Annotated in this window: 25 protein-coding genes and 1 riboswitch; of the genes, 7 read left to right on the top strand and 18 right to left on the bottom strand. The window is 32.5% G+C overall.

Translation table 11 applies throughout. The annotated features are described in order from the left end of the window. Positions 1-124: 124 nt before the first annotated feature. Complete coding sequence (gene carB, locus GKZ86_RS19350; protein WP_154784694.1) at positions 125-2980, top strand: carbamoyl-phosphate synthase large subunit; 2856 nt, start codon at positions 125-127, stop codon at positions 2978-2980. 97 nt (positions 2981-3077) lie between these two features. On the opposite strand, the gene yiaA is transcribed toward carB, so the two are convergent. The 5 genes from yiaA to GKZ86_RS19375 all read right to left on the bottom strand — a co-directional run bounded on the left by yiaA (position 3078) and on the right by GKZ86_RS19375 (position 5707). After that, complete coding sequence (yiaA, locus tag GKZ86_RS19355) at positions 3078-3473, bottom strand: inner membrane protein YiaA (protein ID WP_089353010.1); 396 nt, start codon at positions 3471-3473, stop codon at positions 3078-3080. Between the two features lie 197 nt (positions 3474-3670). After that, positions 3671-4207 carry a DUF4252 domain-containing protein gene (locus GKZ86_RS19360; RefSeq protein WP_154784695.1) on the bottom strand — a complete coding sequence of 179 codons (537 nt, stop codon included), beginning with the start codon at positions 4205-4207 and terminating at the stop codon, positions 3671-3673. A 2-nt stretch (positions 4208-4209) separates the two neighbouring features. Then, complete coding sequence (locus tag GKZ86_RS19365) at positions 4210-4737, bottom strand: DUF4252 domain-containing protein (RefSeq protein ID WP_154784696.1); 528 nt, start codon at positions 4735-4737, stop codon at positions 4210-4212. A gap of 15 nt (positions 4738-4752) precedes the next feature. Further along, positions 4753-5211, bottom strand: a complete 459-nt coding sequence (locus GKZ86_RS19370; RefSeq protein ID WP_154784697.1) for a hypothetical protein — start codon at positions 5209-5211, stop codon at positions 4753-4755. Beyond that, entirely contained in the window at positions 5198-5707 is a 510-nt protein-coding gene (locus GKZ86_RS19375) for an RNA polymerase sigma factor (protein ID WP_154784698.1), read from the bottom strand. The genes GKZ86_RS19370 and GKZ86_RS19375 overlap by 14 nt, the downstream gene beginning before the upstream one ends. Positions 5708-5939: 232 nt before the next feature. On the opposite strand from GKZ86_RS19375, the gene GKZ86_RS19380 reads away from it, so the two are divergent. Then, entirely contained in the window at positions 5940-7415 is a 1476-nt protein-coding gene (locus GKZ86_RS19380; protein ID WP_154784699.1) for a S41 family peptidase, read from the top strand. 111 nt (positions 7416-7526) lie between these two features. Here the strand turns inward: GKZ86_RS19380 and GKZ86_RS19385 are convergent, their stop codons facing one another. From GKZ86_RS19385 to GKZ86_RS19425, 9 genes are all read right to left on the bottom strand, one after another. Beyond that, the gene (locus GKZ86_RS19385) at positions 7527-8591 is read right to left on the bottom strand and encodes a YncE family protein (RefSeq protein ID WP_154784700.1); all 1065 of its coding nucleotides are present in this window, start codon (positions 8589-8591) and stop codon (positions 7527-7529) included. A gap of 5 nt (positions 8592-8596) precedes the next feature. Continuing rightward, complete coding sequence (locus GKZ86_RS19390; RefSeq protein ID WP_194632592.1) at positions 8597-10459, bottom strand: TonB-dependent siderophore receptor; 1863 nt, start codon at positions 10457-10459, stop codon at positions 8597-8599. 27 nt (positions 10460-10486) lie between these two features. Then, positions 10487-10718: riboswitch (cobalamin riboswitch) on the bottom strand. Between the two features lie 67 nt (positions 10719-10785). After that, positions 10786-11322: an alpha-ribazole phosphatase gene (gene cobC, locus GKZ86_RS19395; protein ID WP_154784701.1), complete on the bottom strand. Its 537-nt coding sequence runs from the start codon at positions 11320-11322 to the stop codon at positions 10786-10788. Beyond that, entirely contained in the window at positions 11307-12098 is a 792-nt protein-coding gene (locus tag GKZ86_RS19400) for an adenosylcobinamide-GDP ribazoletransferase (RefSeq protein WP_154784702.1), read from the bottom strand. The genes cobC and GKZ86_RS19400 overlap by 16 nt, the downstream gene beginning before the upstream one ends. 187 nt (positions 12099-12285) lie before the next feature. Next, positions 12286-12714: an IS200/IS605 family transposase gene (tnpA, locus tag GKZ86_RS19405; protein ID WP_154784703.1), complete on the bottom strand. Its 429-nt coding sequence runs from the start codon at positions 12712-12714 to the stop codon at positions 12286-12288. A 19-nt stretch (positions 12715-12733) separates the two neighbouring features. Further along, positions 12734-14413 (bottom strand): nicotinate-nucleotide--dimethylbenzimidazole phosphoribosyltransferase, encoded by a 1680-nt coding sequence (cobT, locus tag GKZ86_RS19410; protein ID WP_154784704.1) that lies wholly within the window; start codon positions 14411-14413, stop codon positions 12734-12736. A gap of 84 nt (positions 14414-14497) precedes the next feature. Further along, positions 14498-15007 carry a bifunctional adenosylcobinamide kinase/adenosylcobinamide-phosphate guanylyltransferase gene (cobU, locus tag GKZ86_RS19415; RefSeq protein ID WP_154784705.1) on the bottom strand — a complete coding sequence of 170 codons (510 nt, stop codon included), beginning with the start codon at positions 15005-15007 and terminating at the stop codon, positions 14498-14500. Between the two features lie 13 nt (positions 15008-15020). Next, a complete protein-coding gene (locus GKZ86_RS19420; RefSeq protein ID WP_154784706.1) occupies positions 15021-15398 on the bottom strand; it encodes a four helix bundle protein in 378 nt (125 codons plus the stop codon). Between the two features lie 30 nt (positions 15399-15428). Next, entirely contained in the window at positions 15429-15791 is a 363-nt protein-coding gene (locus GKZ86_RS19425; RefSeq protein WP_154784707.1) for a DUF5522 domain-containing protein, read from the bottom strand. Positions 15792-15968: 177 nt separating this feature from the next. On the opposite strand from GKZ86_RS19425, the gene GKZ86_RS19430 reads away from it, so the two are divergent. From GKZ86_RS19430 to GKZ86_RS19440, 3 genes are all read left to right on the top strand, one after another. Continuing rightward, positions 15969-17111, top strand: coding sequence for an ABC transporter substrate-binding protein (locus tag GKZ86_RS19430; RefSeq protein ID WP_154784708.1), 1143 nt, complete (start codon positions 15969-15971; stop codon positions 17109-17111). 5 nt (positions 17112-17116) lie between these two features. Beyond that, positions 17117-18145, top strand: coding sequence for an iron ABC transporter permease (locus GKZ86_RS19435; RefSeq protein ID WP_228526618.1), 1029 nt, complete (start codon positions 17117-17119; stop codon positions 18143-18145). Positions 18146-18260: 115 nt separating this feature from the next. After that, the gene (locus tag GKZ86_RS19440; RefSeq protein WP_154784710.1) at positions 18261-19037 is read left to right on the top strand and encodes an ABC transporter ATP-binding protein; all 777 of its coding nucleotides are present in this window, start codon (positions 18261-18263) and stop codon (positions 19035-19037) included. On the opposite strand, the gene GKZ86_RS19445 is transcribed toward GKZ86_RS19440, so the two are convergent. The 4 genes from GKZ86_RS19445 to GKZ86_RS19460 all read right to left on the bottom strand — a co-directional run bounded on the left by GKZ86_RS19445 (position 19034) and on the right by GKZ86_RS19460 (position 21517). Next, the gene (locus GKZ86_RS19445; RefSeq protein WP_154784711.1) at positions 19034-19840 is read right to left on the bottom strand and encodes a hypothetical protein; all 807 of its coding nucleotides are present in this window, start codon (positions 19838-19840) and stop codon (positions 19034-19036) included. The two genes, GKZ86_RS19440 and GKZ86_RS19445, sit on opposite strands and share 4 nt — an antisense overlap. Positions 19841-19867: 27 nt before the next feature. After that, positions 19868-20347, bottom strand: coding sequence for a hypothetical protein (locus tag GKZ86_RS19450; protein WP_154784712.1), 480 nt, complete (start codon positions 20345-20347; stop codon positions 19868-19870). Positions 20348-20466: 119 nt separating this feature from the next. Continuing rightward, the gene (locus GKZ86_RS19455) at positions 20467-20922 is read right to left on the bottom strand and encodes a tRNA (cytidine(34)-2'-O)-methyltransferase (RefSeq protein ID WP_154784713.1); all 456 of its coding nucleotides are present in this window, start codon (positions 20920-20922) and stop codon (positions 20467-20469) included. A gap of 13 nt (positions 20923-20935) precedes the next feature. Further along, the gene (locus GKZ86_RS19460; protein WP_154784714.1) at positions 20936-21517 is read right to left on the bottom strand and encodes a pseudouridine synthase; all 582 of its coding nucleotides are present in this window, start codon (positions 21515-21517) and stop codon (positions 20936-20938) included. 143 nt (positions 21518-21660) lie between these two features. On the opposite strand from GKZ86_RS19460, the gene GKZ86_RS19465 reads away from it, so the two are divergent. Continuing rightward, entirely contained in the window at positions 21661-22035 is a 375-nt protein-coding gene (locus GKZ86_RS19465; RefSeq protein ID WP_154784715.1) for a hypothetical protein, read from the top strand. A 148-nt stretch (positions 22036-22183) separates the two neighbouring features. Continuing rightward, positions 22184-22936, top strand: coding sequence for an SDR family NAD(P)-dependent oxidoreductase (locus GKZ86_RS19470; protein ID WP_154784716.1), 753 nt, complete (start codon positions 22184-22186; stop codon positions 22934-22936). Positions 22937-23139 lie beyond the last annotated feature (203 nt).

Raw genomic sequence — 23139 nt, forward strand, 5'->3', positions numbered from 1 at the left:
GCGTTACTTTTTTAGTATCGCCTTTTTTTATACCTTGTCAGTAAAAAAACCTGCAACATTCTGGTTTATAAAGTACTACAAGTGATTTTTGAATACCGAATTATAACTACACAATACAAATAAAATGCCTAAAGACACATCAATAAAATCCGTTTTAATAATAGGTTCAGGACCTATTGTTATTGGTCAAGCTTGCGAATTTGATTATGCAGGTTCTCAATCTGCACGTTCTATTCGTGAAGAAGGAATTGAAGTTATCTTGATAAACTCAAATCCAGCGACTATTATGACCGACCCAACAATGGCCGATCATGTATATTTGAAACCACTAACTACAAAATCGATTATTGAAATTCTAAAGGAACATCCACAAATTGATGCTGTTTTGCCTACAATGGGAGGACAAACCGCTTTAAATTTATGTTTGGAAGCTGAAGAAAAAGGAATCTGGCAGGATTTTGGAGTAAAATTAATAGGAGTTGATGTAAACGCTATTAATATTACCGAAGACAGAGAGCAGTTTAAACAGCTTTTAGAAAGAATTAATGTACCAACTGCACCTGCAAAAACAGCTACTTCATATTTAGAAGGAAAAGAAATTGCACAGGAATTTGGTTTCCCGCTTGTAATTCGTCCTTCGTTTACACTTGGAGGAACTGGAGCAGCAATTGTTTATAAAAAAGAAGATTTTGATGAGCTTTTAACTCGCGGACTTGAAGCTTCTCCAATACACGAAGTTTTAATTGATAAAGCTTTAATGGGATGGAAAGAATATGAGTTAGAACTTTTAAGAGATAAAAATGATAATGTTGTAATTATTTGTTCGATCGAAAATATGGATCCAATGGGAATTCATACCGGAGATTCGATTACAGTTGCGCCAGCGATGACATTATCTGATACAACTTTCCAAAAATTACGTGACTATGCCATCTTAATGATGAGAAGTATCGGAAATTTTGCGGGAGGATGTAACGTACAATTCGCAGTTTCGCCAGACGGAAAAGAAGATATTGTAGCCATCGAGATTAATCCTCGTGTGTCTCGTTCATCTGCTTTAGCATCAAAAGCAACAGGTTATCCAATTGCTAAAATTGCTTCTAAACTAGCTTTAGGATATAATCTTGATGAATTGCAAAATCAAATTACAAAATCGACTTCGGCTCTGTTTGAACCAACTCTTGATTATGTAATTGTAAAAATACCACGTTGGAATTTTGATAAATTTGAAGGTGCTGACAGAACGTTGGGTCTTCAAATGAAATCTGTTGGTGAAGTAATGGGAATTGGGCGTTCGTTCCAGGAAGCATTACATAAAGCCACTCAATCTCTTGAAATCAAAAGAAATGGTTTAGGTGCTGACGGAAAAGGATATAAAAACTACGAACAAATTATCGAGAAACTAACTTTTGCAAGTTGGGACCGTGTTTTTGTAATTTATGATGCAATCGCAATGGGAATTCCGTTGAGCCGCATTCATGAAATCACAAAAATCGATATGTGGTTCTTAAAACAATATGAAGAACTTTATACTTTAGAGAAAGAAATTTCAAACTATAAAGTATCTAATCTTCCGAAAGAACTTTTGCTTGAAGCGAAACAAAAAGGTTTTGCAGACAGACAAATTGCTCACATGATGAATTGTCTGGAAAGTGAAGTACATACTTTACGTGAAGAAAAAAATATTAACCGTGTATTTAAACTGGTTGATACTTGTGCAGCTGAGTTTAAAGCAAAAACACCTTATTATTATTCCACTTTTGAGGCTGAAATCGAAAAAGCAAATGGCGAGCGTTATGTAGATAACGAAAGTATTGTAACCGATAAAAAGAAAATTATAGTTCTTGGTTCAGGACCAAACAGAATTGGACAAGGAATTGAGTTTGATTATTCTTGTGTACACGGAGTTTTGGCAGCTAAAGAATGTGGTTACGAAACGATTATGATTAACTGTAATCCTGAAACGGTTTCGACTGATTTTGATACAGCTGATAAATTATATTTCGAACCTGTTTTCTGGGAACATATTTATGACATTATTCAGCATGAAAAACCAGAAGGTGTAATTGTTCAGTTAGGTGGACAAACGGCTTTGAAATTAGCTGAAAAATTGTCTAAATACGGAGTAAAAATCATCGGAACTAGTTTTGATGCACTTGACTTGGCAGAAGACAGAGGAAGATTCTCAGATTTATTGAGAGAATTGCATATTCCTTTCCCGCAATTTGGAATCGCTGAAACAGCAGATGAAGCTTCTGCACTTGCTGATACTTTAGATTTCCCATTATTGATTCGTCCTTCTTATGTATTAGGAGGTCAGGGAATGAAAATCGTAATCAACAAAAAAGAATTAGAAGAGCACGTTATCAACTTATTGAAAACAATCCCGGGAAATAAATTGCTTTTAGATCATTATTTGGCCGGAGCAATCGAAGCTGAAGCAGATGCAATTTGTGATGCTGATGGAAATGTTTACATCATAGGAATTATGGAGCACATCGAACCTTGTGGAGTTCACTCGGGAGATAGTAATGCTACTTTGCCTCCTTTTAACTTGGGAGAATTTGTAATGCAACAGATAAAAGATCATACTGTAAAAATTGCCAGAGCTTTAAAAACGGTTGGTTTAATCAACATTCAGTTTGCGATAAAAGATGATACGGTTTATATTATCGAAGCAAATCCTAGAGCATCGAGAACAGTACCATTTATTGCAAAAGCTTACGGAGAACCTTATGTAAATTACGCTACAAAAGTAATGTTAGGACACAGTAAAGTAACTGATTTTGATTTTAACCCTCAATTAAAAGGATACGCAATCAAACAACCGGTTTTCTCTTTCAGCAAATTCCATAATGTAAACAAAGCATTAGGACCTGAAATGAAATCGACAGGAGAAAGTATCTTGTTTATAGATGACTTAAAAGACGATCAATTCTACGAATTGTACTCTAGAAGAAAAATGTATTTGAGTAAATAAAACTCAAACCTGATAAATAAAAAAGCTCCATAATTTATGGAGCTTTTTTTGTTTAATCAATTTGGAAGTTATTCTTGTTTATTATAATTTTTTGAGATTATTCATTAGAAAACGACATATTATCTCTAGTGTTTTTTTGTACAGAAATTGCACCAAAAAGCGCTAATAAAAATGCAAATGCATAAAAACCTTTTTCACTTGGTAAAATTGTAGCATTCCAAAGCCCTACAGTTAGTAATACAATTGACAAAAGTGTCCCGAACCAGCAAATTCCATAATACATATCTGTTACCGGAAGTTTTTCAAGTCTGTCCCTTACACTTTTTTGTAGTGAAACTACAGCAAACAGACCAAACATCAGAACTGTAAAATAATATCCTTTTTCGTTTAAAAGCATTTCGGCTCTGGCAAGCCCAACAATGTATCCAATCATTCCAGCTCCAAGAGCAACCCAAGATGCTGCAATAAAGGCATTCGATGTTTTTTGTACCATATTTATTATTTTTGGTTAAGTAACAAATATAGTTAAATTTAGGTTCAAAGTTGCAAAGGCTTAAAGGTTCAAAGATTCAAGTAATTGAGTTACAAAACAAAAAAGCACTATAGAAATATAGTGCTTTTTTGTTTTGATTAATTTCGTTTTTAAACCTCTGAGCCTTTGCAACTTTGAATCTTGAAATTAAAGATGTATTATTTAATCAATTGCTGCAAAGGTTTCAATTGATCCATGTCTATTTTTGATTCTTTCAAGACAGACATTAAAGTCATAATGTTATTCGGATTCATGTTTTTTCCCAGAACACGAACAACCGCAAATCCATTTTCTTTTCTGTTCGCAAACACTACAAATTCTTCGATATTATCATCAGTACCAACATAACTTATTGAAGCACCGTCTTTACCGGAACCATATTTCATTAATTCCTGATATTTAGGATTTTTCAGAATCGCTTTAACTTTTGCTCTTTCAGTTTCAAATTGTGCCTGATTTTTAGCATTGGCTTTAAATGCCAGAATGTTCATCTTATCAAAAGAATTTAAAGCTTCTGTTTGTTGTGCAGATAACTTTGCTTTTTCTAAGTTTAAAATACTAGGCGAAACATCGACTGAAATAAAATCCTTATTATCGGTATTTTCTACAAAATATTTTTGCAATGAAGGTTCAGAATTACAACTCATTAAAGTTAGTAATACCAAAATGGCTGAGGTAAAGACGCTGCGTTTCATAATTATTTTCTGCTTTTAGAAGCTTTTTTTAAATCAGTTCCTCCAGGAAGTTGCATCTTGTCTGTAAGTACTGAAATTTCATTGATATCAAAATTACCTGTTAAAGACAATAAGACCGTTTCTTCGTTTTTTGCCCCGTCAATAAACATTAGCAATTCTTTTACCTGCGAATCGCTGGCGCCAGATTTTACTAGTATTTTTACGTTTCTACCGCTGTCGTTTACTCGCATTAATTCTTCTAAGCCGGCTGTTTTTACATATTTATCGGCAGAAGCTTTCATATCTGCTTCAACTTTTGGGTTTTTGGTTGTAAACACTTTCAAATAGTCTAATTTTTTAATCAGGCTTATGTATTGTTGCATTTCTTTATCAGAAGCATCAACTTTTACCTTACTCATTAAATCGAACATTTTTTTGTTTACAATTACAGATGTCACATCGTCCTGACCATCATATTTATCGAATGCACCTTGTGCATAAAAAGTAGTAGTAACAAATGCGAAAACTAGTGTTATGATGAAATTTTTCATTTTTATTAAATTTAATTATTGTTTAAAAATTTTGTTTTTTGATTGTTGATATTCTTTAATGTATTGCACACTTCCAATGCCTACATTAACATTGTTTGATAATAAGGCCAAAGCTTTTTGCGTTGCAGCAAGTGCTTCTTCCGGATTATCATAGGTTCCTAATTCTGATTGCGCTACAACCGGAGTCGTATTTTGATCGCTCACATACAAATAGGTTCCAATTCCCAGTAAAACAACAACAGAAGCTGCAATTGATATCCACGCCACATTTCGTTTTTTAGTTTTTAGTGGTAATTCCTGCGTTGATTTTTGTTGTTTTACCTGAGAGAAATAACCAAAAATTGGTTTGTATTGCTCTAAATGCTGCGCAACATTTGGTGAAGAAAAATATTCTTTTAATTGATTTTCTTCGGCAATACTTGTTTCTCCCTGAAAGTATTTTTCTAATATATCTTCTATTCTATTTAATTCCATAACGGTGTGTATTAAGCATTGATTCTCTTATTTTTTTTCTCGCTCTCGAAAGGGCTACCCGGATAGCCGTTTCATTCATGTCAACAATTTTCGCAATTTCATCAAATTCATATTGTTCAACATCGCGTAACTGAATTAATATTTGTTGTTGTTCCGGCAACTGACTCATTATTTTTTCGACCCATTCTAAACTATCAATATCTTCTAATTGTTTATCTAATTGAGGCTCACGGTCTGTAAAATTATTATGCACAATTTTTAAGTTTCCTGCTCTTTTCGATTTTAATTGATCCAGACAATAGTTTTTAGTCATTGTCATGGCTACAGCTTCAATATTATTATAAGCTTCCAGATTTTCTTTTTTGTTCCATAATTTCACCATCACCTCCTGAGTAGCATCTTCTGCTTCTTCGGTACTGGTAAGCAATCTTTTTGCCAGACGAAAAACTTTGTCTTTAAAAGGATTTATTAATTCTATAAACAAAATTTGATTCATACTGGTTGATTATGATTTGGTTGGTCATTATATTTCGCTGGATATTCTTGTTCATTTTATATAATAAATCAAGATTATTGGAGCGCTTATATAGTCAAGACGAGGCAGTATTATTTTTGTTACAGCGATGATGTTAATTTTTTTATAGAAAAAATTAACAAAATTTGTAATTGTTAAAACTAAAGGTAGTAATTTTACGTTAATAGGATAATACCACACCAAAATAAGCTTTATGAAACCAATCTTAAAAAGTATACTATTAATATTTTTGCTGGCCTTTTCTTTGCAGTCTTGTGAAGATCAAGATGATGTTGATGCTCCGGCAGATTTGCAAATAAATGATTTCATCTGGAAAGGATTAAATCAGTTTTATTTGTGGCAGGCAGATGTTCCTACTTTAGCAGACGATCGTTTTAATACACAAGAGGCTTTGAATTCTTATTTACGAGGATATTCTAAACCGGAAGACTTGTTTCAGGATTTATTAAACAAACCAATTAGCAAATTTCCAAAGGGAGAAGCTATAGACCGTTTTAGCTGGATTGTTGAAGATTATTCAGTTTTGGAAGGAGAACTTCAGGGAACAACTAAAAATAATGGAATAGATTTTAAATTAACCTATATGCCGGGAAGTTCAACAGATGTATTTGGTTTTGTACGTTATGTTATCCCTAATTCTGATGCTGCTGCAAAAGGTGTAAAACGCGGTGATTTATTTACAGGAGTTAACGGAACTCAGCTTACGGTTTCTAATTACGAATCATTACTTTTAGATTCTGATAGTTATACATTAAATCTGGCGCAATATAACGGAACTACTTATGTATCTAATGGAAAATCGGTTTCATTGGTAAAAACTACTTTGGATGAAAATCCTATTTTAGTCAATAAAGTAATTACTTCCGGAAGTCATAAAATTGGTTATTTAATGTACAACGGCTTTTATCCTAATTATGATTCTCAATTAAACGATGCTTTTGGGCAATTATCGGCACAAGGAATTACAGAACTTGTATTGGATTTAAGATATAATGGGGGAGGATCTGTTCAAACAGCGACACGTTTAGCAAGTTTGATTACCGGACAATTTAAAGATCAGATTTTTGCTAAAGAAAAATGGAATAATAAGGTAAACTCGTATTATGAAAGTGAAGATCCTGAATCGCTAAATAATAGATTTGTAGATAATATCAACGGACAACCTTTAAACAGTTTACGCTTAACAAAAGTTTATATACTGACTACAAACGGAACTGCATCTGCAAGTGAATTGGTAATTAATGGTCTGGCGCCATATATTACTGTAGTTCAGGTTGGAGATGTTACTGTTGGAAAAAATGTTGGATCTGTAACCTTATATGATTCAGAAACTTTTACAAAAACAAAAGTAAATCCAAATCATAAATATGCGATGCAGCCTTTGGTGCTTAAAATTGTAAATGCAACTGGTTTTGGAGAATATACGAACGGACTTGAGCCAACTTATAAGCAATTAGAATATATTTCTACATTGGGCGTTTTAGGAGATCCATCTGAGCCATTATTAAATGCAGCTATTTCAGCTATTACAGGCACGGCAACAAAAAGAGTACAGCAGGACAGAGGAGAAGCTTTGCGAACATTTATAGATTCTAAATCAATAAACGGAATCAGAAATCAAATGTATGTAGAGAAAGCTCCCGAGGGACTTTTAAGATCACTAAAATAAATAAAAAAGGCTTTCATTTCTGAAAGCCTTTTTTTTTCCAAAAAAAATAAAAAAAATAAAGTAAATTGATTGTCTAAAAAATAATTCCAAGTATTTTTTAGTTTGCGTTTATTAGTTATTAAAGTAAAAACCGTTTGGAGCTATTCCTACATCGAATGTTTTATTTAATGCTCCTGTTAAAGAATAGATTGAAATTTCTCCTGGATCTATTCTGTTTCCATTATCTGCAACAAATATGTTATTGTTTTTTACAGCAAAACCATAAATTGCAGAAACGTCAGCTGTAAATATTGGAGTAGTCGATAATGTTGTTGACGTTGTTGGCACAGTATAAACATTCTTATTTACAGTATAATATATTTTGCTGCTCTCAATGTCTAAAAATCCCGGGTGATCTAAACCTTCAAAATTAATAGTTGAAGTAATTGTATTGTTGCTTAGGCTAACTTTAACTAATTTACCAGCTGTTTCATCTGCATAATATGGTCTTCCTTCACATAAAACATATAATGTTCCGTTGTCTTTTACCAATGTACCAGGAACATCTCCTACTACAAAATTTGTTACAACTGTATTTGTTGTAGCGTTGATTACAGTTAAAGAATTTCCTTGATTCCATCCTCCTTTATGAGCTACGTAAAGTTTGCCGTCATTCTCAATTATTCTTTCAGGACCTTCAACTACAGAAATTTTAGAAGTAATAGTATTTGAAGCAAGATCAAGTATACCCACATAATCATCTGTTGCACTGCCGCCTTCACCCCAGTTTGTAACATATCCTTTCCCGTTTGCAAAAGCAATATATCTTGGGTTATTTATATTTGCAGTAATGGTAGCAACACTTTTAAATGTATATCTGTTAACAACCTCAATTTTATTAGAATAGTTTACAACGATATAAGCTAAATCTCCATTGAAACCAATGTATTGTACAATATCACCCGTTTTTTTTCCATCATTTACCAAAGAAAAAACATTGTTTTCAATCTGTAAATCATCAGATAAGTATGAAACACTTCCATTCGCTGATTCAAATAGACCTTCGTTTGCAATAAATAATCCTCCTTCATAATCTCCACGAGGTTCCTGAGTATCATTGTCATCATCACTGCTACATGACACAAAAAATGCCGAGCTTACAATGACTGCTAAAAATAGTTTGTTAAATCTTTTCATGATATTTAAAAATTAAGGTTTATGTATATAGTATAATTTCTTCCCGGCATTTGTCGATTAACCACAGGTTGATAATTTTCGTTCCAGACATTTAGTACTTGTAATCCAATTTTGTAGCTGTTCTTTTTTCCAAAATCATAATCAGCCCCAACATTACCAATGTTATAATCTTTTACTTTGGTAGTGGGATTATTAAAAGGAGTTGTGTAAACATCTCCATTATATAAGTATTGAAAATAAGAAGATATTTTTCTCCAATTATACGAAACCGATCCCGTTAGTTTGTGGTAAGGAACATATATCAATTGCTTGTAAACATATTCTCCTTTTATTAATTGCTTACTTTCCGAAATAGTATAAGCGTATGTACCGTTAAGAGTGAAATTGTGATTTTCTATTTTTGTTTTCCATTCTAAAAGCACTTCGGCACCGTAAGCTCTTACTTTATCAGTATTTTCAGGAGACCACACATCTCCGCCACCTTCTGTTGGTACCCAGCGTAATAAATCTTTAATAGAATTGTAATACGTAGTTATCGATAAAGAAAAGTTTTTGGTGAAAAATTCATTGCCAATTTCAGCCTGATAGGAAGTCTCCGGTTTTAAATTTGGATTCCCGCTTCCTTCCCAAAATAAATCATTGTAAGTAGGCATTCTGAAATTTTTTGAAGCATTTAGTTTTACACGATAAAAATCAGTGAATTGATAGCGGCTTCCAAAAGAAAAAAGAAAAGGATTGCCATAATTATCGGTTATTTCCTGACGGATACTGGCATTATAATCCCATTTATCACTCAATACATGGCTTAATAATAAACTAGCCGAACCAACCTCTCTTTTTACATTATCAATGCTGGATCCATACCCTTTATTCCGATTATAATCAATAATTGAGTTTAGTTTGATTTTATCATTTACATCAAAAGCCAAATCGTATTTAATAGTAGAAGTTTCGACTTTTCCGTACGTAAATAATTCCGAATTAATATTAGAGAAATATTTGTACGATTCTCCAATATGAGCCACTTTTAATTTAGAAGTAAAACGATTGAATATACTTTCCCATTCTAATAGATTTCGGGTATTAAAATCATTATATTTTGTTTTACTTCCATTGGGAGAAGTCAAAGAGAAATGACGTTCAGCATCATAAAACTGGCTGTATACTTTTAGTGTATTTTTAGAATCTAATTTATACCCAAAAGTAGTATTCATACTCGTATTGTAGTACTCTCCGTTGATGTTTCTCTCATCAGTAGTTCCCGGATATTTAAAATCATTATCAGAACTATTTCTCGAAATACTAACTTGAAGGCTATATTTATCAGATGAAACAATAGCGCGATAATTTGCACTCAAAGTATTGTAACTTCCTAAACTAAAGAATAATTGATTTGAGAATTCTTTTTTAAACCTCAAGTCATTATTCAGGTGAATACTTCCGCCAATCGCACTGCTTCCGTATAAAACACTTCCTCCTCCGGCTTTTACTGTTATAGAATTAAAATCTCTTGTTCCGATAGTATTGAAATCGGCCTGACCTAAAAACTGAGAATTTATATTTAGTCCATTCCAGATAACTGCAGTTTGTGCGCCTGTTGTTCCCCTAAAAGATGGAGCAGAAGTCATTCCAAGTCCGTTTTCTTTAAAATAAATAACAGTATTGTAATTTAAAAGAGAGGTTAATGAAGCTTGGTTTTTATTAATAACAGAGTCATTCAATACCTGAACAGACTGCGAACCAGAGTATTTTTTAAGATTAACATCAGATACTACAACTTCTTTAAGTTTGGTAATAGAGTCATTCTGCGCCGAAATAATTTGGCACAACAATAGTAGACAAAATGCAAAACGTTTTTTTAAAGTCATAATTTCTACACTCTTTTTCCCGAGAGTTCGATATTTGTTATAAAAGGCAGGTCTCCTGGCTTTGCGTCTTGTTGTTTACCTTCCCATTCGCTTGGGGGCGAGCAGTGGTGTGTAGTTAACAACAAGCATTCTTTTTAAGAACTAAGCTTACAGTTGCGGGTACAGCTCAAGATTTATGGCTAATTTTTATTAAAGCTTTTTAACTTGATTCCCTTTTAATGCGTCTAAAATAAACGCAACCTTAATTTCGTGCAAAGATAAAGTTAAAATTAGCGAATTTTCAAATTTGTTTCGCTTTTTGTGCCAAATTCTAAACAAAACAGCTATTAAAGTACTATTTTTATTACTTGCCCGAAATCAACTTTATTCTGAAAAGCGTCTTTTAATGGTAAAGAAGTCTGATGGCATAAAATACTTCTGATGATTCCGGCATGAGCAACTATAATAATTGGCGTTGTAATTTCTTTTGAAATCTGAAGGGATAAAAAATCATTAACTCTGTTATGTAATTCAATAAAAGATTCTCCGTTTGTGGCCGGAATATTTACAAAATCTTCCATCCACGGATTGAGTTGTTCTGGCAGAATTTCGTTCCAGTTTTTCAATTCCCAATCCCCAAAATTCATTTCCATTAATCGATTGTCTTCCTGATAAGAAATGGCTTTTATATGCTTTTGAATATGTTTTGCCAAAATTGCACAACGCTTTAAAGGACTTGAAAAAATTATGGCTTCTGTAGGCAATTGTGAAAGGATATTTTCAAAAACAGATTCAAATGGCTCAGCCAAACCAACATCAGATTGTCCGTAACAAATGCCTTTTTCGCAAATTGTTTCTGTATGGCGAACTAGATAAATTTCCATATCAAAAGAATACTTAAATAATAAATCACTTCGCAAACCTGTTGTGTTGCACCTAAACAATCTCCGCTATAACCATCAATCCATTTTTGAAAATAACGAGCCAGAAAATAACGGGTTAAAAAAACCGGAATTAAGGCAAGTAAAAATTTATATTGAAAATAGGAGAGTGCAAACAAAGGAATTAATCCGAAGAAAAATGAACCAAAAACCTCTTTCCAACTATGTTTATTGGCAATGGGCTTGCTTTTGCTCGAAGCATCATCACGCGAGTATTGATGCGTAAAAATAATACTGATTGCCGCCAAACGACTTAATGCATGTGCAGAAATAAATAAAAGAAAAATATAAAGACGTGAATTGTTATTTGTAAAAAGTAAAATAGATTCAGATAACAATTTAAATTTCAATAAAAAAAGCAACACCAAACCAATCGCTCCATAAGCTCCGATCGCGCTGTCTTTCATGATAATCAAGATTTTCTCTTTGGTCCAGCCACCGCCAAATCCGTCGCAAACATCTGCAAAACCATCTTCATGAAAAGCACCAGTAGTTAATACAGAAGTTATAATTGCTAAAATAACAGCCGTTTCTATTGAGAGAAAAAGTGAGGAAAGATAAAAAGCAGCAAAAGAAACAGAGCCAACAATCCATCCGATAAAAGGAAAATATCGTGTAGCTTTATTTAAATAATCAGGATTATGATCGATGTTTTTAGGACAGGGAATTCTGGTGTAAAACATTAAACAGGTAATGAAAATATGTAGTTCTTTTTTCATTTATTTTGAGTGTTGAAATGTTTTGGCTAAAGCCTACTTTGTGGACATTTTTTGTACCAACACCTAAAGGTGTTGGCTATTCAATTGTTGATTGTCTATAAAGTTTATTTTTATTAATGTGTTTTTGAATAGCCCCCAGATTTATCTGGGGGTAATGATTGAGAAGTGAAAAGGCTTTAGCCAAATTCTATTTACCAAATCCAAATTTGCTAATAATTTCCTCATATTCTTCCTGAAAAGTTTTTTTCTTATGATGAATTTCTTGATTTTTAATATAATCCCTCACTTTGTCAATTATAGATTCAGAAACTGAAACAGCAAAATATTCATCTTGCCATTCGAATTTTTCTTTAGTTAATTTATTTCTATTAATCCAAAAGGAAGATTCTCCTTTTATCAATTGCATTATTTTTTGAATATTTTGATCAACTCCTAGTGAAATAATACAATGGCAATGATCTGAATATCCATTTATAAAATCAATAAAAATTCCTTTTTCTTTAGCATTTTCTTTTATATGATTCCAAACTTTTTGACGTAGTTCTATAGAATCGAGATAGGGAAATCTGTTTTTTGTGCTCCATACAAAATGGATATAAACTTTTATTAACGACATATACAACAATTTTAAGAACTTACTTCCTGCTAACTCCTGCACTTTCAAAACTAGCCATTTCATTCAAAAAAGCTTCAGCAGATTTTAAAATAGGAAAAGCAATTGCGCAGCCAGTTCCTTCGCCTAAACGTAGATCGAGATTTAAAATAGGTTTAACTTCTAAATAATGTAATAATTTTTGATGTGCTTTTTCTGCAGAGCAATGACAAAAAACAGCATTCTTTTTTATATTCGGATTTATTTTTGAAGCGATTAAAAAAGCTACGCTGCAAATAAAACCATCAACTAAAATGAGCATTTTATTTTTAAAAGCCGTCAACATTCCGCTTGCCATTTGAATGATTTCAAAACCTCCAAAATAAGCAAGTTGCTGCATCAAATCGGCTTGACCGGAATAATTTTGAATAGCATTTTTTAGGATTTCTTGTTTTTGAAGTAGTTTTTCGTCAGCAACTCCGGTTCCTTTTCCAACGCATTCTTCAATAGAAAAATTAGTTAAAAGACTCATCAAAACAGAAGCTGTTGACGTATTTCCAATTCCCATTTCACCAAAGCCAATGCAGTTTGAACCTGTTTTAGCAATTTCTTCAACAATTAATTTTCCTTTTTCGAAACACAATTGCAATTCAGTTTCGCTCATTGCCGGAGCGTGCAAAAACGACTGAGTACCTTTAGCAATTTTAGCATTGATTAAATTCGAATTTGTTGGAAAATCATAATTAACACCCGCATCAACAATTGATAATTGAATATTATTCTGGTTACAAAATACATTTATGGCAGCGCCGCCTTCCAGAAAATTACCAACCATTTGTCGCGTAACATCTTGCGGATAAGCACTAACGCCTTGATTTGCAATTCCGTGATCTGCAGCAAAAACGACAATATTTGGGTTTGTTATTCTGGGATTTAAAGTTTCAAAAACTGTTGCCATCTGAAAAGCCACGATCTCTAAAGTTCCCAAAGCGTCAAGCGGTTTTGTTTTAGAATCGATTTTTTCCTGAAGAAGTCTGTTGAAATCGCTTTCATTTTTATTTTCGGATTGAGATTCTAAGTAAAAATCAGAAACAGGGCTTTCAGTGATATTTTTAATTTCTTTACAATCCGGTGCTTCAGATTTTTGTTTCCAGTGCAATTGCTGCAACATGGGCTGATTGTCATAATTGGTTGCCGGTTTTCCTATGCAGAAATAGCCTAAAGGTTCAATATTATCAGGTAAATTAAGTATTTTTTTAAACTGATAATAATTCAAGATCGAAACCCAACCCATTCCAAAGCCTTGTTCTGTAAGTGAAAGCCAAATATTTTGAGCAGCACAAACCGAACTGAATTTCACGGCTTCATTGCTTCCAACAGTTCCTATTGTGAACTTGTTTAAAACAGCGCGATCGTATGCAATAATAAGTCCGATTGGAGCTTCTTCAATTGCTTCTAATTTTAGTGATTTATAGTGTTCCTTTTGTTCCGGATTATCTGTAAGTTCTTCGGCCTTTTTATTATAATCTAAAAACAAATCTTTAATCGCACTTTTTACCTCGGCCGATTTAATGATATAATATCTTGTAGCATCCGTTAATCCAACCGAAGGCGCCCAATGTCCAGCTTGTAGCGCTTTTTCAATCACTTCGTCCGGAACTTCATCAGTAGTAAAATGTCGGGTATCACGACGCGATTTTAAAATATTATCTAAATAGCTCATAATTTTTAAACTTTCAATTTTTAAATTCCAAACGCAATAATTTCATGTTTTCAAATTGGAATTTGGAATTTATTTTTTCGAATTTCACCCTTTTATCTTAACCGGAATTCCTGAAACCATCAAAACGACTTCATCTGCTTTTGCTGTCAAAAACTGATTCATCCAGCCTTGTAGTTCAGTGAATTTTCTTCCTATGTGAGTTTGGGCATGAACACCCATTCCAATTTCATTTGTCACAATAATTAATGTAACATTTTCCTGATTAGCAATCGAAAGAAATTCTTTTTTGGCTTCTTCTAAACTCAAATCTACATCATTTTGATTATCAACAAAAAAGTTGGTCAGCCAAAGTGTTACACAATCTATTAAAGCTACTTTCCCGGAGAAATCAATTTCGCTTAAGTATTTTTCATTTTCAATATTCGTCCAACGTTTATCACGTTCTTTTTGGTGGCGATCGATCCTGTTCTCGAAATCATCATCCCATTTTCGGGCTGTTGCTACATATATAGGTGAATTAGAAAGTTGTAAAGCCAGATTTTGGGCATAACTGCTTTTTCCAGATCTTTCGCCGCCAGTAATTAGATGAATCATTGTTAATTGTTAATTATAAATTGTTAGTTTTTAGGAGGGATTGTTTATTCTTGGTGGTCTTAATAATGCTGGTTATTAGTTTTAATATTATGATAGCATCTTTATGAATATTTTCAAACTCTTTATTATTCAAATAATCAGTTGCTTTTAACAATTCTAACCAATAAACAGATTCATTAGCTTCTTTTTGGGCAATAGCAAATTTATGTACAAAATCATTTTTGCTTTCGGCGTGTTCTGCTTCACGTACCATTGCGCCAATACTGGTTCCGGATCTTAAAAGTTGTTTAGAAAGTATAAATTCTTTCTTTTCGTTACATAAATATTGATATAATTTTACAATTCTGATAGCAAAATCAAAACTCCTATTCTTAACAATGTTGTTTTTCATAATCAACAACTAACAATTTATAATTAACAATTAATAAGGGCAATGCCGACAATTATTTCCACAGCAATTTCCTCTTTTTAGATGAAACCAGGTTGTAAAAACATACTTGTCATTTTCGATATAATAATCAATATCTTCGAGAAGTTTTTCGGTTTTTGGTAAAGATACAGCTTTATTTTGTAGTGCTTTTACGGGAGTTATCGTTTCGACATAAGCATCAATTTTGTCTACGCATGCTTCTTTAAAGCAAGTCGGACAAAGACAATCTCCTCCTTCTGAAAGATTAAAAATGGGAGGAAACTCATTACACCAACATTTGTTTTCAACAGAAATATCTCCGCAGGAAAAAGTAGATTCGCAACTTGAGCAAATTTTTATTTTTGTGGTATTCATATTATCGCAATAATAAACTTATTTGGTTTTGTAAGAATAAAGGTAAATAAAAAAAATAGAAATTGCGTTACCTTTGTCGTTATTGAAAAATGCACTTATTCATTCGTAAAAAAATTAAGCCACTAAATAGTGGTGAAAACAACAATAAACTATCTATAAAAGCAATATAACCTACACATGAAAAATTTATCTCCTAAATTTATTTTTGTTTTATCTTTTTTTATTCTTGTTGGATGTAAGAAAAATGAAACGACAGAGATCGTAAAATCTGAAATTCCCCAAAATAGTATCGAATATGCTTCAGGACTTTCCATCGTAAAACATGAAGGATATTCTGTTGTAACAGTATTAGATCCGTGGCCAAATGCGAATGCAAAATTCACTTATATTTTAAAAGAAAAAGAAGCTAAAGTTCCGGATAGTTTGCAAAAATATACTACGATTAAAGTTCCTTTAGAATCTGTAGTGGTAACTTCAACAACCAATATTCCGTTTCTTGAAATGCTTGATGTAGAAGATAAATTAGTAGGTTTTCCTCATACGGATTATGTTTCTTCTGAAAAAACAAGAGCATTAATCGATAAAGGATCTGTTAAAAATGTTGGTCAGAACGAGAAATTAAACATCGAACAATTAATAGAATTATCACCGGATTTGATTGTTACTTTTGGAGTAGACAACAATAATCCGATGCTGGATAATTTGAAAAAAAGCGGTTTAAATGTTTTTATTCAGGCCGATTGGATGGAACAATCTCCGCTTGGAAAAGCAGAATGGATTAAACTTTACGGTGCTTTATTTGGAAAAGAAGATCAAGCCAAAGAATTGTTTGATAAAATTGTTTTGAGTTACAATCAGGCAAAGAAACTTGTGGCAGATAAACCTGCAACTTCAAGCGTTTTATACGGTTCTATGTATGAAGATGTTTGGTACGTAGCAAAAGGAAATAGCTGGGTTGCCCAATTTATGAAAGATGCCCAGGCTAATTATTTATGGGCAGATTTAAAAGGTACCGGAAGCGAAGGTTTATCTTTTGAAAAAGTATTGGTAAAAGCAAAAACAGCTAATTTCTGGATTGCTTCAGGTTCATTTAAAACGTTGGAAGAGTTTGGAAAAAGTAATCCGCATTACACACAATTTGATGCTTTTACTTCTAAAAATGTTTATACTTTTGAAGGTAAATTTGGAGCAACCGGAGGAACAGTTTATTACGAATTGGCTCCAAGCCGCCCGGATTTAGTTTTAAAGGATTATATCAAGATTTTTCATCCTGATTTATTACCGAGCTACGAATTTACTTTTGCTTCTAAATTAAATTAAGATCATTGATAAATAAAAAACGAAATATAATTCTGTTTTCGATACTTGGCTTAGCACTTTTGTTGATGTTTTTTTTAGACATAAGTCTGGGTTCGATTACAATTCCGTTTAAAGAAGTTTATACAAGTTTAACCGGCGGACAAGCGAGCAAATCGACTTGGGAATATATCATAATTAATTATCGTTTGCCAAAAGCAATTACGGCGTTTTTGGTCGGAATTGGTTTGTCTATAAGTGGTTTGCTAATGCAGACATTATTTAGAAATCCATTGGCTGGCCCGGATGTTTTAGGATTAAGTTCGGGAGCAATTTTGGCGGTAGCAATTGTTATTTTGGGAGCAGGTTTATTGCCCGCTTTTTTAAACGAAATTTTATTATCTCCATACGGAATTGTTTTGGCTTCAACTTTAGGAAGTGTTTCGGTTTTGATGCTCGTTTTATTAGTCGCACAAAAGTTAAGAAATACAATGGCAATTTTAATTATCGGGCTTATGTTTGCTAGTTTTACAAGTGCTATTGTTGGCGTTTTAACGTATTTTAGTTCGGCTGAACAATTACAAAAATTCACCTTTTGGTCATTAGGAAGTCTTGGAAATCTTTCCTGGACATCGATTGCTGTTTTGGCTGTTTGCATAAGTTTTGGTTTGCTTTTAAGTGCAAGTAGTATCAAACCTTTGAATGCTTTGCTTTTGGGTGAAAATTATGCCAAAAGCATGGGACTGAATTATAAAAAGGCACAATTAATCATCATATTTGCAACAAGTATTCTGGCAGGAAGTGTAACGGCTTTTGCGGGTCCAATTGCTTTTATTGGATTGGCAGTTCCACATATTGCAAAGCTTACTTTTCAAACCAGTAATCACGCTGTTTTATATTGGAGCACTTTTTTTTACGGCGGAATAATTATGTTGTTTTGTGATATCGTAACTCAATTACCGGGATTAGAAACAACATTACCTATAAATGCAATTACATCAATTATTGGTGCGCCGGTTGTTGTTTGGTTATTAATGCGAAAAAGAAATTTTCAGTAAAATAATTTTGCCACAGATTAAAAAGATTCAGACAGATTATTAATCATTTTAATCCTTTAATCTGTGGCAAAAAAAACTCAGTAACTTAGTATCTTCGAACCTTAGCGACTTTAGAATGACAACTATTTTAAATACTTCAAATTTAACCATTGGATACAAATCCAAGAAAGGAATTGTGACCATTGCTGAAAATTTAAATTTGAATTTAAACTCAGGAAAACTCATTTCTCTAATTGGCGCAAACGGAATCGGGAAATCGACTTTGCTTAGAACGATTACAGGAATTCAAGAACCTTTGTCTGGAAATGTTTTTTTGAATGATAAAAATATAGCAACTTACAAACCTTTAGATTTAGCTCAGAATTTAAGTTTGGTTTTAACGGAAAAATTACCACCAAGTAATCTCTCCGTTTTTGAGTTAGTGGCTTTAGGCCGTCAGCCGTATACCAACTGGATTGGATCTTTAACTCAAACTGATATCGAGAAAGTTCAGGAAGCGATGCAATTAACGCAAATCGAACATTTAGGTACAAAAAGACATTATGAAATTAGTGACGGTCAATTGCAAAAAGTTTTAATCGCAAGAGCTTTGGCACAAGATACTCCGCTGATTATTTTAGATGAACCTACAACACATCTTGATTTATTACATAAAGTTTCGTTGTTTAAATTACTTAAAAAGCTAACGCAGGAAACTCAAAAATGCATTTTGTTTTCAACACACGATATCGATTTGGCGATTCAGTTAAGTGACGAAATGATTATTATGACACCGGAAAATGTAGTTCAGGATCAGCCTTGCAATTTAATTTCGAATGGAAGTTTTGCTACTTTATTTAAAGATGAGCATATTATTTTTGATGCTGAAAAAGGGAAGTTTATAATTACTTAGTGATTATTTTCAAAACGTACTCTGTAAACATGGAGTAGAGTTTCTAATTCATCAAATTTTATACTTAAATCGTCAATTTCAATCATTTCATTATTAAATGAAAGATAATTTCTAGAGTTTTTTCCACTTGATCTTGTAAATACTCTATCATTATAGATTTTACTCCAAGATTTAAGTTTTTTATTCTTTAATTGAATTCCTTTATCATTAATTATGATTTGTGGGTCGTTGTCGCTTAATTTTTTAATTTGCTCGTAAGCCATGTAAAAACCAAAAGCGGAAATAAATATAGCAAAGTATTCTTTCTCCCAAAGAAAATATACTCCCAAAGAAATCAATCCTAAGCTTATTATCAATAAAAATATTAGAGTATTTTTTGAATAAAAAATTAATGTTTCTTTAGGTATACTAATATCATCTTTGTAAACATCATTTTCAAGAAATTTTTTCTCTAATTCTTCTAGTTTTATTTTTTGAGAAAGACTTTTAAATTCTGTTTTTTCAAACCAGCTATCGTTTTCCCAAATTAGTTTCTGATCAACTGCCTTTCGTCTTAATTCGTTAACATTTCGCACATTTTCAAATGCCCAAATTTTCCATTTATTAACAAAATAACTCCATGTTAGCCATCCACATAAAAAACCAAGAACAAAAGTTATAGGAATACTACATCCAGGTACTATTTTCATATAATATAAAATAAAGCCTAAAATTATAATTCCAATAATAACTATCATAGGTAAATGAACAAGTCTTATTTTTCCTTTGCTTATTGCCTCATTTACTGTAATTGTATTTTCCATATTATTTGATGGTGAAAAAATGAGATATTATTTTATATTATTTTCTCTTTTATATCTGTTTCTGTGTATGGTAAGAGTATGTTCAAGATCTCCAGCACCAACATTTAGTTCTTCAATATCAAATTTCATTACTTTGTCTTGATCGATTATATAATAAATGAAAAAATTTCTTCTTGCTTTAGGGCGACCTTCTATAACAACTCTTTCATTTTCAATATTATTCCATGAAACTAAGATTTCATCTCTATACTGAATTCCTTTAGAATTAATTCGAAATTGGACTTCATTAATTCTTTTTAATAATTTGAATTGCTCGTTACCTTGAAATATGATGAAAGCAAATAAAAGTAGGGATAATATAAAACCATTTTCTATTTGCAGAGCGTAAATTGAACCAATTGTCATTCCAATTAAAATAAATATCCAGAGAAAAATAAGACTTCTGGAATAGTAAATTAAAGTTTCTTTAGAAAAACTTAAGTTATTTATGTCAATAAAAGGTCTCATATTAAAACTTCGAATTAATTTAGATGTAATATTCAAAAGTAATTATATCTACAACGTTGAAAAAACCTTGCAGGAAATCGTTATCTAATATTCAATTAAACGAATAAACAAATAACCGATTAAACTTTTAAACCAATTTGTCTCTTCGCTTCACCAACTACAAAAGCCACAGAATTTGCAATATTAAAACTGCGAATTAATTTCGACATCGGGATCGTTAAATGGTTTTCGAAACGAGCCAAAACTTCTTTACTTAAACCAACACTTTCTTTTCCAAAAACCAACCAATCTCCATCTTGAAAATCGGTTTCTAAATAAGATTTTTCAGCATGAGAACTCATTAAGAATACACGTGAAAGATCCGGAATTTGCTGAATCCATTCTTCGATGTTTTGATATTCGGTCACGTCAAGATGAACCCAATAATCCAAACCAGAGCGTTTTAAATTTTTATCATTAATCACAAAACCAAAAGGATGAATTAAATGCAGTCTGCTTTCAGTTCCCACACATAATCTTCCGATATTTCCCGTATTATTTGGTATTTCGGGTTCTACAAGAACAACGTTTAGCATTATCGTTTATTTGTTAATTTGTTGAATCGTTTATTTGAAAATCGTTTACTTCTAAAACTTCTCCGGCTTTTAGGTTTTGCAAATATACATTTCCTATACGAACGCGAACTAATCTCAGTGTTGGGAAACCAACAGCGGCAGTCATTTTTCGAACCTGGCGAAACTTTCCTTCATTTACAGTAATTGATGCCCATGAAGTTGGTCCGTGGCGTTCATCCCTGATTTTTTTAGCTCTTGGTCCAAAATCGGGAATTTCAGTTACGATAAAAGCAGAACAAGGTCTGGTTTTATATTTCCCGCCATCAAAACCAATTTCAACACCTTTTTGCAGTTGTTCAATGGCGTCGTTAGTTATTACACCATCAACCTGAACATAATATTCCTTATCGACTTTTTTGCTTCTGATTTGTTCACTTACTTTTCCGTCAGTCGTAAGTAAAAGCAATCCTTCAGAATCTTCGTCAAGTCTGCCAATAGCCATTGTTCCTTCGGGAAAATTATACAATTCTCCTAAAAGCTTTTTCTTCCTTTTTAATTCATATATAAACTGGCTTAAATAGCCGTAAGGTTTAAAAAGAATGAAGTGTTGATGCATGTTTTAGATTTAGACTGCAAAGATAGTTTTGTTTCATATTAAGTAAAAGAATAATCATTATTAAACCAAAAGCAATGTTAAAGAACTTAGATTTCAGTCTGAAAATTCGTAATATTATATAAGTAATTTTAAAAAATATAGATATGGGAACTGATAATTTAGGCTCAAAAAAAATAAATGGAGCCCAGAAAAATATAGATGAATCTAAAGGTAAAAATGTTTCTCACGATCAAAAAGAGAACGAATCACCACTGAAAAAAGAAATCGTTACAGATAAAAGTGGTAATAAGGAAGTTGTAAAAAGAGCCAGAAATGAAAATGAAGTTATAAAAGAAGTTCCGAATAAGGTTGCAAAAGACAGTGCAACAGCAAACCGAGGAGTTAGTACTGAAGAAGAAGCAAAGAAAACAGTCGAAAACAAAGACAGGAATTCTGACGTAACGCCAAATCGTTATCCTAATTCGCATCCTGATAATCATAAAGATAGAGGTAATATGAAATTAGATGAAGATAATTAATAAAGAAAAATTACTTGATTTGGATGATTTTAATGTGAAATAACATTTGATTGTGATAAAGTCTTAATCTTATTGTAAACTCAGGTTTTCTTATGGTTAGCGGTTAATATCTTCGTAAATTGTAGATACAAATTTAAAACTTAAAGAAATGGCACTTTTAGAAAACAAAGTTGCTTTTGTATCAGGCGGAGGTTCAGGAATTGGACGCGCAGTAGCAGAAGCGTATGCGCGTGAAGGCGCAAAAGTAGTAGTATCAGATATTAATGTAGAACATGGCGAAGAAACAGTAAAAGTTATAAAAGATAAGGGTGGAGAAGCCTTTTTTGTAAAAGGAGATTCGTCAAGCGCAAGCGACAATAAACATATGGTTGAGGTAGCTGTTTCTAAATATGGACGCCTCGATATTTCATGCAACAATGCTGGAATGGGCGGACCTGCAAAACCAACGGGAGAATATGAGCCGGAATCCTGGGATCGTGTAATTGCTTTAAACTTAAGCGGTGTTTTTTATGCTTGTCGCTATCAGCTTGAACAAATGGAAAAAAACGGAGGAGGAAGCATTGTTAATATTGCCTCTATTCACGGACAAGTTGCAGCTCCGCTTAGTCCTGCATATACAGCATCAAAACATGGTGTTGTTGGACTAACTAAAAATATAGCTGCAGAATATGCGCAAAAAAATATTCGTTGTAATGCTGTTGGTCCCGGTTATATCGAAACAGCTTTATTGAAAGATAATTTAAATAAAGGAGCAATGGATGCAGTTGCTGCAAAAGCACCAATGAACCGTTTAGGAACTGCTGAAGAAATTGCAGAACTTGTATTGTTTTTAAGTTCAGAGAAATCTTCTTTTACTACCGGAGGTTATATTATTGCCGATGGTGGTTACACAGCGATTTAAACGTCTTAATAAATATAATTAAGAAAGGCTATTCTCTATTTGAGGTAGCCTTTTTTATTTTATTCAGTTAATAAAAATAAAGTTTTATCCTGTTAAATTAATTTGGTTAAGTAAAATCTTTCAATAACATATAACTTTATAAAGTCACTATTTATCTATGAAATATTTAATTATTTGTGCAACAAATTGATATTCTTTACGCA

The sequence above is a fragment of the Flavobacterium sp. LC2016-13 genome (assembly GCF_009707955.1).
Classification (GTDB): Bacteria; Bacteroidota; Bacteroidia; order Flavobacteriales; family Flavobacteriaceae; genus Flavobacterium.